Genomic DNA, 16,053 nt, shown 5'->3' on the forward strand with positions numbered 1-16,053 from the left:
TTGATTTAGTTAGGGCTATCGTCCCGAATGATCGGTCGGGATTCCAACGGTTCCGCATGCATCAATCACAGTCAATAACACGCAAACGGTCGAATAGCAATTTGAGGCAAAGTAAACAGGAAGGGGGAGCGTCCTCTATCGTGAATAGAAGGTCGCCAACGGAAGGAACGCATAGGCAGGGGGCTTGTAACAGGTCACGTCATGACCGAATTTGCAAAACCATCGTCTCTCCACTATGGCTCATGCTAGCCACTGAAAACTGCCGTCGCAACTATGACCATTAAGGTTTTCATACCAGATGACGTCAAAAACGCCCGACCGTTCAATTACCGAACGATTCGGCGTCGATCGTTGACGTCCGTTTCGAGAGGAACGGAATTCCAAAACCAATCGGGCTGTCCACCTACCTCTAAGAAGGCGAAGTCTGTTCATTAGGAGAAAGTGGGAAGACGGGATGCGAACCGCGCCCGGAATCGACTTTTCCGCAACGCAATTCTTCAATCGGAGGGAAAATCCCCAGCCAAACGGCTGGTCACATGGTAAGACGACCGACCAGGCGACACACCGATCGACGCGGAACCGTTCCCCACTGATACCTCAAATCAAGTCCCATGCACGTCGGATCCAAAACCGTTATGAGCCCCGACCAAGGGTTTGACGGTGCGATAAAAGATCCCCTCTGGCGACAATTGGTCAAACAGTTTGTCAATGGGCAATTTGCACAGGGTGTGATCACGAAGGATTAAGCGACACAACCGTTGGCTGATCAAATACCCAACCGTCCCCCATGGTGTGCCGTGAATTCGTTCAAAGTACTTGCCCCCTTCGAGCACTTTGAAGTCTGGGTTCCATCCGCAGTCCCGCTGCAAATGAACATAATCAAAATCGGTGGGGAGGTAAGATTCGATTTCGACCAAACCGAAATCGGGGTTGGCCTCATAGCAAAAATCATCTTCCAGAACACAGGCCCAGGGCATTTCGTAATCGACAATTCGTTGCAAAGCGTGTAGATGGGCCAGATAGCAACCGACCTCGCCGGGCTTCAACCACGATCCCTTCTCGCACGGCAATTCTTCTTTCCGCCACCGCCTAGCTTGGACTCCGTCGACGATTTCGAACGACAATCCCGTCGCCTTAATCTGGCGCAGCCCCGACTCACGTCGCGGACTATTCACCGGCATCGAAATCAAAAACACGTGCATGAGGGTCTCGCCAAATAACGATTTTACGACAACAAGGAAAACTGCCGCAGTGAGCGGGCATTCCCATGAGCAACGGGAATGCGTCCCAAGCCTTGGCTGCAAACCAATCCATCACCGCTCACCCAGACCTCGCCACTCGGACGATCGTGGACACAGTAATTCCATCCCTGCTGCGTTTCTCGCCATTTCTGTGGGTTCGTATGGCAATACAAATTCAAAGCCATCTGATCTCCCCAGTCGCTCGTCCCTCGCAGTTCCGGACCGCAGAGATAGCCTTTTGCCGCATGAAAATAGTCCCGCATCGCCCCTGCGGTCCCGGCTGCGAACCCACTATTTAAGAAAGGAAAGTTCTGCAGCAGCCGATATGCAAACTCTCGATGGTAGGGGCTTTGGATCGAAAGCGACCAAGCCGGAATCACCGCGTTACCGGGATAACCATTCGGTTCGCGAACCGCGAGGATGTGATCGGGGTTCCGCTGGACTTCTTCCCAAAGCTTTTCCAGTGGTGACTGAAAGATGACGTCCGCAACGTCCCAGTAAGCGACGGGCACGTCGACGGCTAGACCACGACAGATGTCGCCAAAATCGGTCAAGCGACGCACCGGCACCATTTCCCCATTAAAGGGGCGTGGTACGATCTGCAACCCCGGCAGACCGGCCAATCGCTGGAGCTCGCTCGGATACAGTCCGTAAGCGACTGCAATCACCTGACCACGATTGTTCCAGCGGCGGAGCGAGGCCAGAAAATGGCGTTCAAATCGGGCGATATCCCGTCGATCAAAAGCGGCCAGTACGACTCCCTCCTTCCTTCCCGTTTCCATATGGATCGGCGATTCGGAACCCGCCGATCGCTCGGACGCCGCGTGCGAATGTGAATCAGCCAGATTGCGTTGGGGCTTATGGATCGCGAATGCGTTTCGGCTGTAGGCAATTCCAAGCCCTGCTTGTCGCATGTCGTCGCAGCAACATTGGCACTCGCAGTCCTCACGCGTCGCACGGAACTGGATTGCCTCCAGCGTTGACCTGCGAAACAGGCAGGCCCCCATCGAAACATGCCCCTTCCAGTCAACCGCAAAATGCTCCCGTCTATAGTCCGCAGCAATGGCGCCCAGCTGAGATGAATGCTGTAATTCATGCAGCAAGGTTCGGACACATTCGGCTCCCAGGACCACATCATCATCGACGAACATTGCCCAATCGGCCGTCCCACGGATCTTAAGATCATTCCGTCCTCGAGCGATCGTGTCCCAACGACTTCGATCCTCGGGCCGCGGATCGCCAATCCCATTGTGCAGGTGAATGCTTACGCCTCTTTGAGCATTCAGATGGCGCGCAACATCCTCAGGTATCGCCACGCCAGGACGCGTCAGCATGTACAGGTCAACCGTTCGATCCACAGCCCATTCAGCCTCTTTTACGGGACACACTACTTCGATGTTTACATCGACCAGACAAGTTCAAATCCAAATCACTCGCACGGAAAAGCGCTCGTCGAAGATCCTAGGAACGGATCTTCAACGGCTTGGGATTGAGCCTGTTGAAAGGAACGAGGAGACAATTCGGTAAGAAAGTCGAAACTTTCACAAGGCACCATCATTGCCTGCTGACGAACCGCATGTTGATAAGAATGGCTGATTTCTACAGCAGCCTGCGATTCTATCCCAACGCCCTGCACAGGCGCTGCGGTGCTGTAATGATCATTCGCGGGATCACGAGGCATCGGTGGGTAGTACTGAATGCATTCCCCGGCGGTCATCCCCGCGGACATTTCTAACTGGGCGGGCGCCGTTTCGGGAACAAACGCGATTCCCCACAATACAGGTTGATTGGCCAATTCCAATTCGATCCCTACCAACACTTCCTCGGATAGCAACCAACGTCCATCATTCCATGCGAGATGGGAGGGATCGCGGGGCAAAAAGACCGCCCGCACATCTTTTACGTTGACACTCCGCGTAAGACTTACACGTGGACTGGGACGTTCCGTTGCCGAGAGAAAAACTTCAGCTTGCGCCGGATTTGAGACCGATGGAGCCGACATTTTCTTCAGCTGCAAACTCGCGATTCGAGGGAACGTTCCCGGAAAAGTAACGGTTCCCGCCAACAAGTATTCTCGAAACTGTTCACGATTCATTTCAGTCGCTCTTAAAGAAAGTTTACATCGAAACCGAGGATTGCTGAGACGTAGGATAGACGCTATGAACGGGCTCCGCGCCAAGAATCTGGTTCAATTTTGTTGTGTTATCATAATCCATCCATTGACCACACAGCGAAGAACCATCATTTCCATTGGCAGCGCGTATTTGCTCTGGCCGGCAAACTGCCGATTGTTTCGAACGTTCATTCCACGCAATAAACCGCGAGAAACAAAAATTAAAACGACGACGATCAACCAACGAATTTAGTCGTTCACGGTACGTGCGATACGGAACGTCAGGTAAACCCGTGCACTACCCGCGGGATGCGCATTCCGTTGACTGGCTCTAGCGTCCAGCGGCTGGTAGAGCATCGCACCACCGCGTGTTTCCATCCGAACCTCATGATCAGGAAACGTCGCGAGTTCCGAATCCTGCCAAGGTTCCGCCGACAGGTGTGGGTAATATTCAAACGGGGTTTGACACCATTCCATTCCATTTCCGAGCATGTCAAATAGGCCGAAATCGTTAGGCAAGCGGTTTGCCACAGGGTGCAAAACGTAACCCGAATTTTGTGCCGTCCAAGCGTGATCATCTAAAATATCTTGATTAAATCCAAACCAACGGCCCGTTTCCGACTCACCTCGACAGGCGTATTCCCACTCGGACGCGGTCGGCAACCGGTACCCGATCCGGTCCAGATAATCATCGGGAAGACTCATCCCAGACGCAATCTTGTCTTCCTCGGGATAGCACATTTGCGTCTCCGCGAAATTTTCTCGTTCGCTCAGCCATCGGCAATACTTGAGCGCGTCGTACCACGTCACACCAATCACCGGACAGTCGTCCGTGGGTGTATAGCTATCTGCATAGCTCCAATCCGGTCGAAATTCGCGGAACTGAGCAAGCGTGACTTCGGTCGTCGCGATGGCAAAAGACCGATCGATCGAAACAGGAATTTGACGCTCTTTCACTCCATCGCGGCCCGGTTCACCAGGGGGGGATCCAAGCCAATTCTTTCCGGGCTTCTTTAAAATGACAAATCGTTCATCCCCGATCGAACTCAGCTCTTCCGAGCTAAGCACTAACTCGGATTCGGGCAACAAAAAATCCCAGTTCCGAGCAATCAGCTGTATCGCGGAGCGAAGCCCCGAATCACGGATCGATTGATAGGTTGCAGCAACCTGAGCCTCAAACAACCGCCGGCGGTCATCTGCAAAACGATCGATGGGATACAGAGCCAAAGCCATTGCACAACTGCGACGGACACTTAGATCCTGAAAGCGGTCATGTATTTGATCACATAACCAGCTGACTGGAAGATCCATTTCACTAACCCCCGATATCACCTGCCCCCGCAAACCATCACCTGCATCGAAACGAAGGGAATCCAGCAGTGGTTCACGATAGCCCAGCTGGAACAATGCGAATACCAATTTCTTCTGGCGTTGCTGCAAGGCCAATTGACGGTCCATCGCAATCTGCGGACGCCACCAAACGGTTTGAAACTGCGTGGTTTGATTCCCGTCAAACGGTGTAGCATCTATGGTTACTGGGTAATAGCCTGTTTCCAGCAACTTAGCGACTAAACGCATCTGCTCCCGCCGAGGCTGATACCCGGTGCAATGGGATTCAACAGGGATGTCCTCCCACCAGATTACCGTTTGCCCCCGAGACGGATCCTCCGTCGTGGCGTGACTAAGATTGGCCTGCAGTAGCGTTGCCGACCGGCTATTGGATTGGATCGCTTCAAAAGTATCCGCCGAAACATTCCATTTATCAAAAAATGGAACTTTGCTGGCGATCTTCCACCGCACCGAACTTAAGTGATCCTGCCCCGCAGAATCCTTGGCCAACAGACTTGAACGTGGGAGCCACATTCCTTTTTCTCCCAGTAAGCCCCAACCTTCCGATTCATGCTGTTCGTGGTGGACGTTCACATACATGTCCGCATCCTCGAGTGCGGTCCCTGCTGGCGGGCGAATCCAGATGCATGAATACAAATGCTTCTCTTTATCCTCATTGGAATAGCATTTGATCACAGACGGCAAAAATCCGTTCTCGCGATTCTGGAGGTTGGTTTCCCGGAGTTCTGCTTCATCCATGCCCAGTTTCCATTTACTGGCAGCCTGATCTCGCATCGCCAATGCGAATACAAACCGTTCCGATTCTTCGGAGTATGGGATCAGCGAAGCGATGCGGTAACCCTCATTTTCCAGTGCCGCGAAAACCTCCTGCGTTTTCGCAATCGGCAGCCGATGGATCAACATCGCATGCTCCGCCCAGATCGCATCGGCATTGGAAAGTTCGTAAATCAGATCGCTAGAAAAGTGCGTTTGTTTCGGAACCGGAAGCGGCTTTCGGTCTCCAACGCACCACCACGGCGCCCCCCACGGTTCCCGAATATCGATTTGATTTTGTTGGTCTTCCAAAACCTGTTGGTATTCGCGAAAGACAGCCTGCCTTGCGGATTCCGCCCCCTCCAGTGAAGCGGTCACGATGGAAAGTTCGCGAGGATTTAAATAGGGCAGGAGAGAAGCAAGTCTTTCCGGTTTGCCTTGGCAAAAGGAAGCCACAAGATGGGCCGCTCCAATCGCTTCTTCACTACGGTTCGGCGAGCGAAGAAAAACCATTAGTCCTGGCAACAGGTCTTTGGCGACCAATTCAAGTCCTCGGCTCCACTGGGAAATCCAAACCGGATCTTCCGTGAGCAATAGATCGAGCAGACGTTTAATGCCTTCGTCCCTCCTCAAGTCATCGACGCCCGCGGAATCATTCGCCAACAGGCAGGCCGCACGCAGCAATTCACCTCGATCTCTGGTCGAATTCCCCCAAACACTACGAAAGACATCGCGCGTCTGCGCGTAGGGAAAACGTTTGCTTGTGGCTAGGTAAACCGTTTCGTCGGGTGAAGCATGTAGCGCAAAATCAGCAACACGATCGGCGGCAACAGGATCTTGGTCGACCAAGACCAAAGCGGCTCGGAATTGATCTTTCGGGGTCGTTTCCGTCGAAGCCACAATCTTGTTCGTTTCGCGGACGATAAACTCGGATTCTTTCAGCGCTTCGGCATAGGCGAGCGCCTGCGGAATTTCAGCATTCAGCAATTCAGCCAAAGCGGTCCGTTCGTTTGCCAATTGATTCCGCTTTTCCATCTGTCGGTAGACCATTCCTCCACCAACGCCCAGAACAAGCAATACCGCTGCCCAAGCAGCAAGATGTCGCAAATGCATTAGAGTGGCGGCACGGAGCATGGTGCGTTGGAAATCATTTGTAAGCTGACGTTTGGTATGCCAGCGAATCGACAGATAATCCAGCAGGGTAGGAAGCGACTGCGACCTCGGCCTAGCGCGATACAATTCAGAAAACTCTTCCAGCCTTAATCGCGCCTTCCCTTGATTCGTTGCTCTACTGCGCAGTTCGATCCACTGCCGCAAGGGTGCGATCAAAAAGTCATGCGTCAACTGATAGCCAGCTGGCGAACTTTCGGACATTGGGGAATCAGAACTGTAGCTTTCCTCGTCTAACTGGTCGGTTGGTGTGATCAGGTGCAATTCACGATCAAGAATGGTTAGCAGTTCACGAAAATGCTGGCGATCGCGATAGCCGGCTTTCTCTGCAAGATCGACTTCTGAACATATGGCTCCTTTGATTCGCGATCCCGGTTCAGGTAACAACGCGCGTAGGACTCGGTGTGCTCCCTCCGCGTGGACTCGCATCCTTCGCTGCGTTTTCTCACTATCGAACGTCTCATTCAAAAAATGGACTCCGATACTGATGCCGCCATCCTTCAGCATTCCCGTCGATCTATCCCAAGGATGGTTTTTCAGCATTTCAACAAGCAACGCCAATTGCACACTGACGATCCGTCCGCCGCTTGCCAGATACCGCACCGCCTCATCAAGAAATCGAAGTTGATCGGGCGTACACAGACTGACCGACGTCGGCAACCGACCATACGCCGCTCCGAATTCTGCCAAGACAGACCGGGCATGGTCCATGTCAAACAAGTCAACCGAAGTCGCGTTAACGTTTTCGGCAACCAGCAAATCCAACGATTGAAACAGTCGGGTGACGCCCATCCAGAAATCGTCACGGACCATCAGGACGCACTGTAAATGCTGACCGTCACATTGTCGCAACGCTTGTGTGAGCGATTCCCGTGCACACTCAGGATGAGTAAACAGCCACTGTTCGAATTGATCGATAAAGATCACGATCCTGCGCCGCTTCGAACGCCTTAGCAACGAAAAAACTTCCGGCAAAGTAGGCGTCGGCTGGTCTGCACTTATCGATTCCGAAACCATACTGATCAAGCGTTGATACAGCTCTTTTTCGGTGTTCTCTGGACTCGCCTGCAAATAGATCGTGGTCACATCGGTCGGCATGCGCGGCAGGATCCCTGCCCGCACGAGTGACGTTTTCCCGCACCCACTGGGACCATAAATCAAACCAACCGGGATCGGAGTTTCCTGTTCATTCTGGCCGAAATTGTTTAGCCAAAAACGTACGATCTCAGGAATGCCCTTGCGGTCATAGGGACCGGGAAGCAAACGCAGGTAAAAGTCAGCATCGTGAAGGTCAAAAGATCGCAACCCCTTCGGGACAACCGGCACGTTCGCGGGAGTTATCAGTTCGGAATCGGACGAGATCAGGTCGAAAGATTGACCTGGAACCACGTTGCTAGATGCATCCGCGTGGCGTTTGGTAATCGATTGTAATGCCGCGTTTAAATCAAGCTTGAAAGCGGCAGCCGATTGGTACCGATCCGACTTTCGTTTCGCCAAAGATTTCACACAGATCCGAGCCAGTTCCTTCGAAATTTCTGCCCGAAGCTCCTGCGGCGGAGTCGGTTCAAAGTAAAGGATTTGCTCGAACAATCCGTTCCGATCCGCTGCCTGAAAAGGGCGAACCCCTGTCAGCATCTGATACATGACGGACCCTAAGGAGAACAAGTCCGAGCGACCGTCCACGCGATGCCCCTCGCCGCGCGCTTGCTCGGGGCTCATGTACGCCGGGGTGCCGATGTACGAAGGCGCACTTTTGTGATCGGCGTCTCTCAGCGCTAATCCAAAATCCGCAACGTAGGGATGGCAGTCCCCATCGATCAAAATGTTTCCTGGCTTAACGTCCCTGTGCACGATCCCTCGACTATGTGCCACTCCCAACGCATCGGCAACACTTGCCAAGATTTCGATGACTTGCGGAATGGCCTGAACGCGCTGCTCCAGCCAAGCCTTTAAATGACATCCACGAATCAGTTTCGAAACGATGTAGAAAGGTATTTCATCGGTGCTTGCCGCTCGATAAATCGGAATGATGTTCGGGTGTTCAAGGCTGGCGACGGCCCGAGCTTCCCGCAAATAAACGGCCGCGATATCGCTGCGTACGACCAAAGACTGATGGGGAATTTTAATCGCGACGTCACGCTGCAGAATCGTGTCGAACGCTGCGTAGACCGTTCCAAATCCGCCTTTCCCTAAAACCTCACGGATTTCGAATTCTTCAATCTTTGCCGGAGCCTCCGATGTCCCATCGGTCGACGCGGTTTGCTCCAAACTGCCACCGGTCGTTCCGCTGATATCCAGACCATCAATTGGCGTCTCTTCTGAACCCACGTGTTTGAACTCCTGTCGACCGGCAACCAAGAAAAAACGGGGAACTTAAGTATCGGCATCGATTCTACCCCATGCCCCCCCATCGCGTGGGCAGCGGCAATCGCATTTTTTCCCGCGCAATGCGGCTCCGTAAAACGAAGAATTCTCTCTCCTTATTACGAACACGTTTGTTAAACCGGCGGGCCAGTTCGGCGCACAAAAAAATTGACCGAACTGCGAAGACAGATATCCCACATCGGGTCAGTTCGATCGTTTATGCTAATAGAGCTACGGTCAATCGCATCCAGCCTCCCTCCTATACACCCCTTCCTACCTAGTCGCATCCTGCGGCCTTTGTCCCAATTGCGGAAACCGATCGGATCCCCATGCGCCCTCTGCCTAAAACCACTACCGGTAATTCCCTCAGTCGCCGTCAAATACTTTCCAGCGGATGTGCTGCTATCGCGGCGACCGCGTGCATTCCTCACCTAGCATCAGGAGGTTCCAACAAGGAAAGCCTTGCTGTCGGCCAAGCCGTGGTCGACACGACGCCACCATTGGGAATCGAATTGGCCGGTTTCCACAAGGCAGTAGGAAACGAACGGCGCATAACCGGGATTCGCCAAAAGTCGACCGCCAAAGCGATTGTCATTCGAGTAAAGGGGCAAACGATCGCGATCGTTTCGCTTGATATCCTAACAGTCTCGGCCGCGTTCACCGCGGAAGTGCAACAACAGGTCGCCGAGAAAACCGGCATCCCCGCCTTGAACGTCCGCGTCTGTGCAACACACACCCATTCGATGCCGACGTTTACTTTCCTACGCCAATGGGGTGCCCTTCCCAAAGAATACCAGCAACAAACATTGCAGGCGGTCGTCAAAGCGGTTCAGCAAGCCCAGCAAGACCTGACCGACGCGGAACTCTATGTGGGAAAAAGCGCTGTAGTGGGGGGGAACTTCAATCGGACGACGTCGACATGGAAAACAGAAAAACAGTTCGACAAGCAATCGACCGACGCGGAACGCTGGCTGGATACAAACTTGCACCTGCTGCGTTTTGAACGCACCGGTAAAGAGGACGTGCTTTGGTACCACTTCTCCAGCCATCCGGTCTGCTTCCGGGATACCCAGTCGGGCCCCGACTGGGTTGGCTTGGTAGCCGAAAAGGTTCACGCTAAAACGGGCGTTACGCCTGGCTTTATGCAGGGTCACGCCGGAGACGTCAATCCGGGCGACGGTCATATCTGGATTGGAGAGGCCGAACCGACAGCGACTGCAATTGCCAAAGGATTCGATGCTGCACTCAATAGCTGCAAACCGGTATCCGTTGACGAAATTCAGGTGGTGAACGACTCCTTCTCGATTCCGCTCGATATGGAATTGCTAAAAGAACAGCTTGATGCTTACCGATCGGCCCCAGAAAAATGCAATTCTGGCGAGTGGGTCGATGCAGGTTTTGCCAAAGCTTGGTTCGATGCCGCATCCACTTGGAACCTAGAACAATCGGTTCACAAAACGCCAATGTCGGCCATTAGACTGGGAGACTTGGCCCTGCTTTTCCATTCTAGCGAGCTGTACAGTTTTTACGGACTTCAGTTGCAAAACCGCTCTCCCTTTGAAACCACCATCGCCGTTGGCTATGCAGACGATAGCGTCGGATACTTAGCGGATCCGGTCGCATACAAGACCAAGGAATATGCGGCTGTAACCGTTCCACGGATATTGAACCTTCCCCCATTCACTCCCAATGCCGCCGCAGCGTTATCGGATCTTGGCCACCAGTTGCTAAAAAAACTGACCTAAGACATCCCAACGATCGACAACGAACTCCCTCGGACAGAAACCATGACGCGGAACCTTCTTTGCCTAATAACCTTCCTGCTTAGCGGGGCGGCCACCTGTATTCAGTCAGCGCAATTGTCGGCCCAGGACAATCCTTTTGCATACCTCGATGCGTACTCGGATTCCTATTATCCCAACACCGATTTCCCAAAACTAACCACCCCTCAGTGGGTAGGTGAACCGGGCGTTGAAGCGGTCGTCACGTTGGGAATCGACGACATGCGGGATACGGCACAGTACGAAGCCTATCTCAGGCCAATCCTCGACAGGTTAAAGAAGATCGATGGGCGTTCCCCCGTTAGCATCATGTCTTGCAAGATTGATCCACAGGATCCACAACTGCAGAAATGGCTGAAAGAAGGACTTTCGATCGAAACGCATACGGTCGACCACCCTTGCCCATGCCTCCAAAGCGGTAATTTTGACCAAGCCAAATCGACCTACGACCGCTGCGTCGACCAGATGTTCGCGATCCCCAACACTCGTCCCGTTGCGTTTCGTTTTCCCTGCATGGATTCCAAAAACACTCCCAGCCCGCGCGCCTTTGCAGAAATTGTGAACCAAACCACCCCCGCTGGCAATTTTTTGCAGGCCAGCACGTCCGTTGTTTGCGTCTTCAATTCTAGTGATCCTGACATTCCTAAATCGATCACTTTAAACGCCGAAGGAAAAGAGCGGTTCGAACGATACATTCCATTCCCTTCGTTCGTGAACAAGATCCATAACTATCCCTATCCGTTTGTGATCGGGAAACAATGCTGGGAATTCCCTTGTACGATCCCGGATGATTGGCAAGCACAGAACATCCAGCAGCCCAATAATCCTCAAACCGTTGATGACATGATGGCAGCCATCGATGCCACCGTGATAAAGAAAGGAATCGCCAACCTTGTTTTCCATCCATATGCCTGGATACGAAACGAACAGATGGCCGAGTTGGTCGACCGCGTCGATACGAAGTACGGAAAACGCGTCAAATTCCTCACCTTCAAGGAGAGCATGGAACGAATCAACCGACATTTGTTACTCGATCAACCGGTGCGAGACCCAAAAACCGGCGACGACAACGGGGTCAGGCTTGTCGACCTGAATCAAGACGGTTTCCTGGATGTTGTGATTGGAAACGATCAACTTAAAATCGCTCGTCTATGGGATCCGAAAGCAAACCAATGGATTGACCTCGCCAGTAAGGTTCAATTCGTTCATGCCGATCCTTCGGGACACTCGGTTGATAGAGGAGTCCAATTTGGAAAACTTCAAAAGGAAAAAGGCGTTTCGATGTTGGTCAACAACGATGTTGATCAACACATCTACCATTTTTCCAACAATGAAATCGTAAGCGAACCGATCCCAGAAGAACTGAAACCTTTCAAAACCAATCGCGACGGTATCGACCAAGGCGTCCGACTAAGAGACCTCGATCTGGATGGAATTTCGGAAGTCTTGATCGCCAATCCGACGACGAAACAGGTGCTGTCGCTGGACGGTAAAACGGACAAGTGGATCGCGAACTCTGAACCGCTCCCTTTCCCCATCGTCGATGCAGACGGCGACGATAACGGATTGCGTTTTGTTGACCTGGACAAAGACGGCTACGACGACATGATCGTATCGAATGCCACACAGTCAGCCGTCCAGCTTTACGATTCCAATTCCAACACCTTTACGCGTACCGTCACTCCGACGGGAACCATTCCGCTGATCGTTCGTGGCAAGACGAACAACGGGGCATGGTTCGCCGAAGACCATATGTGGATCCAAAATGAGGATACGCACCGGCTTGCAGATGGAGTCGACCGACGATCCTTTTCCGATCTAACCGGAAACGCAGATCCCGGGCCGCGCAGTGCGGACCGATCCTTCCGGTCGATGCGGGTTCGTCCCGGTTTTACGATCCAAATGGTCGCTTCTGAACCATTGGTGATGGATCCGGTCGCATTGGATTTTGCCCCCGACGGGAAACTGTGGGTCGCAGAAATGGCCGATTACCCGTTGGGCCTGGACGACAAAGGGAAACCGGGTGGACGGATCCGATACTTGGAGGACACCGACAATGATGGAACCTACGATTCATCGACGCTGTTTATGGATAACATCGCTTACCCCACCGGAGTCCTTGCGACCGGCAAGGGAGTGATCGTTAGCGCTGCCCCCACGATCTTCTACGCCGAAGATACCGATGGCGATGGAAAAGCGGACCTGCGAACGGAACTCTACCGCGGTTTTACTGAGGGAAACCAGCAGCACTTGGTCAATGGATTTGAACGCGGATTGGACAATTGGCTGTATGTCGCCAATGGAGACAGCGGCGGAACCGTCCAATCCATCAAGACGGGCAAAACCGTAGAAATCCGCGGCCAAGATTTAAGGATTCGGCCCGATACCGGAGCGATGGAGTTGCAAGCGGGTCAAACGCAATTTGGCCGTCATCGCGACGATCAAGGCAATTGGTTTGGCTGCAACAATTCCATTCCCGTTCGACACTACATTCATCCAGCACAGTACCTGCGACGCAATCGATTTGTTCCGCCTCCCTCGGCCAGTCGCGACATCGCGCGCATCAATAACACACAACTCTTTCCGATATCACGCGTTCTCAGCCATTGGTCAGGCTATGTTCCGCCAGCGCCGGGAACCGGACACCAATTCACATCGGCATGCAGTACGGTGGTCTACCGGGACTCGCTGTTCGGACCTGATTTCGCACAAAACACGTTCACCTGTGAACCGGTCCACAACGCGGTTCATCGCCGGCGCCTCGTTCCAGCAGGAGCCTCCTTTGAGAGTGTTCGTCCCAGCGACGAATCGAACGTTGAATTCCTTGCCTCTGAAGATAGTTGGTTTCGACCGGCTAGCGTGACGACAGGTCCCGACGGGGCCTTGTGGGTTGCTGACATGTATCGATTGGTTATCGAACATCCCGAATGGATTGGCGATGACCGGGAAAAAGAATTGTTTCTAAGGGCAGGGCACGACAAAGGTCGCATCTATCGAATTTTTCCCACAGACAGTCAACCACGGCAAATCCCCGTTCTGAGCGATATGGATCTCGACGAACTTGTCGCACAGCTGGAATCGCCAAACGGACGTACCCGAGACCTAGCACAGACGCTGCTTATCGATAGGGAAGAGGCCGCCGCGATTCCAATCCTCACCCAAATGGCACAGACATCCGCTGCCCCTCTTGGCAGACTCCATGCGATCTGCACGCTCGATGGCATGGAAGCGTTGTCGCCCGCGACGCTAATCGAAGCACTTAAGGACAGCGACCCTACGGTTCGTCGACACGCGCTGCGATTATCCGAGCCGTGGTTAGCCATGACATCTCCCGATGGTGAAGCGGTATTGAACCAAGTCATTCAGTGCGCCGCTGACGAACCTCAGGTTCTTTTGCAAAAAGCGTATTCACTCGGTTTCAGTACGACCAAGCAAGCGGCTGAAACTTTGGCCGACCTAGCTTTCTCGTCCCAGGAAATACCAGAGATCCGCGCGGCGATCATCAGCTCTCTTCACCCCGAAACGTTAGCGTTCTTTTACAAGGCTCTTGAGGCCGATCCAAAGGTCTCTAGCACTTACCGCGACGCGATCTTTGAAATGGCGGTCCGGAGTGGGCAAACAGAGTTTCTAACGCAGCTGGTGAAAGAGCTTGCCAAATCGCTCGAAAGCACCAACGTGCAAGCTCAGGACATTGACACTTTAACGCAGACATTAACCGTCCTCCGTCAACAAAAGATTCAGTTGGACGAATCCGCCGAATATGCCCTTGCTGGAATTGTCCCGCTTTCTGCTGAACGCGTTTCCGATAGAGATACCAAGACTTCACTGCGAATCGCTTCGCTCCGATTCCTTGCTGCAACAGACCTTAACCTTACGCTGTTTCCCGAACTGCTTTCGGCCGCCGAACCTGTTGAGCTTCAAATTGCGGCAGCGGAAATACTCGCCCAAAGCAATACCGATCCGTTAATCGAGCGACTGGAAACGCTCAGCCCCACCGTTCGCGCGGCGACGTTGAATGCAATTTTAACCCGCGAGGCCGCAACGTTGCAGTTGATCGACGCGATTAAGACGGAGCGTTTAACGGCAAACACATTAACGGACAGTCATCGCCGACAACTGCTCACACATGCAAGTGAATCGGTTCGAAAAGAGGCGACCCAAATGTTCGCGTCACCGGGATCCGACACCGCGAAGCATCCGATCATTCAGAAATATCTGAGTTCAGACTTTACCAAAGGCAACGCACAACGGGGTCGGGAAGTCTTTGTAAAACAGTGTGCTGCGTGCCATCAAATGAACGAAGTTGGCAATGCAATTGGCCCCGACATTGCAAGCCTGAAAGACCGTTCGCCGAAGGCAATCGTCACCGCGGTTCTCGATCCGAACCTGGCCGTCGAAGAGAAGTACCAAGCCTACAACGTTTTGACGATCGATGGAAAAGCGATCACGGGGATCATTCAAAGCGAATCCAGTAACGCGATTGAACTACAAATGCAGGACAATAAGCGTCTGACAATCCTTCGCGATGACATTGAATGGATTCGCAATACGGGTGCTTCGTTGATGCCTGAAGGTTTTGAGAAAGCAATTTCACCCGCCGACATGGCGCACCTATTGGCGTTCCTGGGGAGTGCCAAGACGCCTCCAAAATCATTCCCGGGAAACACGCCACAACCGATCTCCGCCGATCCACAGGGTGCTTTGCACCTTACTGCAACCACCGCAAGGATCTACGGCGATTCTTGCGTATTTGAGCCCAAGTATCAAAACATTGGTCACTGGGGCAGCCCTACCGACCAAGTCGAATGGACACTTCAAGTTAAAGAAGAAGGGTCCTACGACGTCTGGCTGGACTATGCATGTGCGAAAACGACCGCAGGCAATGACTTTGTCTTTGCATGTGGAACCGAAAATCTAACCGGCACGGTAGCAAGCACGGGGAACTGGGATACTTATCAAAAGATCAAAGTAGGATCCATCCGCATTGCTGCCGGCCAATCGATCGCAACGTTTCAAGCCGCTGAAGGACTTGACCAGTGGCTGCTCGATTTGCGATCGATTCAGCTGACCCCCGCAGAATAGATCAGGCACATGAAGGCCCCAGTGTCTCGATTCCAGCGTGACAAGCAGCCAGTCGGTTACCTCCGTTTCGCGTTTCGCGGCGGACGCGAAATTTTTTGGTCACGGTTTTTGTAGCCTTTCGCTCCGCGAAAGTGGCTCCCAAAGGACGTTCTTTCGCAAAGCGAACGAACGTCCTTTTTCACAGTTTTCGATTCAATCA

General features: G+C 52.9%; 6 protein-coding genes. 2 read left to right on the forward strand and 4 right to left on the reverse strand.

The window, feature by feature from the left end:
- Positions 1–602 precede the first annotated feature (602 nt).
- From FF011L_RS14930 to FF011L_RS14945, 4 genes are all read right to left on the reverse strand, one after another.
- Positions 603–1,202, reverse strand: coding sequence for a glycosyltransferase family 25 protein (locus FF011L_RS14930; protein WP_145352451.1), 600 nt, complete (start codon positions 1,200–1,202; stop codon positions 603–605).
- A 23-nt stretch (positions 1,203–1,225) separates the two neighbouring features.
- Entirely contained in the window at positions 1,226–2,599 is a 1,374-nt protein-coding gene (locus FF011L_RS14935) for a glycosyltransferase family 2 protein (RefSeq protein ID WP_145352452.1), read from the reverse strand.
- Between the two features lie 71 nt (positions 2,600–2,670).
- A complete protein-coding gene (locus tag FF011L_RS14940; protein WP_145352453.1) occupies positions 2,671–3,336 on the reverse strand; it encodes a hypothetical protein in 666 nt (221 codons plus the stop codon).
- Positions 3,337–3,603: 267 nt separating this feature from the next.
- Positions 3,604–8,955 (reverse strand): protein kinase domain-containing protein, encoded by a 5,352-nt coding sequence (locus tag FF011L_RS14945; protein WP_218932646.1) that lies wholly within the window; start codon positions 8,953–8,955, stop codon positions 3,604–3,606.
- A 365-nt stretch (positions 8,956–9,320) separates the two neighbouring features.
- Between FF011L_RS14945 and FF011L_RS14950 the strand changes: the two genes are divergently transcribed.
- The gene (locus tag FF011L_RS14950) at positions 9,321–10,736 is read left to right on the forward strand and encodes a neutral/alkaline non-lysosomal ceramidase N-terminal domain-containing protein (RefSeq protein WP_145352455.1); all 1,416 of its coding nucleotides are present in this window, start codon (positions 9,321–9,323) and stop codon (positions 10,734–10,736) included.
- Positions 10,737–10,778: 42 nt separating this feature from the next.
- Positions 10,779–15,854 carry a PVC-type heme-binding CxxCH protein gene (locus FF011L_RS14955; protein ID WP_145352456.1) on the forward strand — a complete coding sequence of 1,692 codons (5,076 nt, stop codon included), beginning with the start codon at positions 10,779–10,781 and terminating at the stop codon, positions 15,852–15,854.
- Positions 15,855–16,053: the final 199 nt, after the last annotated feature.

The organism is Roseimaritima multifibrata (genome assembly GCF_007741495.1).
GTDB classification, from domain to species: domain Bacteria; phylum Planctomycetota; class Planctomycetia; order Pirellulales; family Pirellulaceae; genus Roseimaritima; species Roseimaritima multifibrata.

Coding starts and splice junctions, on each gene's coding strand:
- FF011L_RS14955 (WP_145352456.1), top strand. CDS start 10,779: ATGACGCGGAACCTTCTTTGCCTAATAACCTTCCTGCTTAGCGGGGCG.
- FF011L_RS14940 (WP_145352453.1), bottom strand. CDS start 3,336: ATGAATCGTGAACAGTTTCGAGAATACTTGTTGGCGGGAACCGTTACT.
- FF011L_RS14930 (WP_145352451.1), bottom strand. CDS start 1,202: ATGCACGTGTTTTTGATTTCGATGCCGGTGAATAGTCCGCGACGTGAG.
- FF011L_RS14950 (WP_145352455.1), top strand. CDS start 9,321: ATGCGCCCTCTGCCTAAAACCACTACCGGTAATTCCCTCAGTCGCCGT.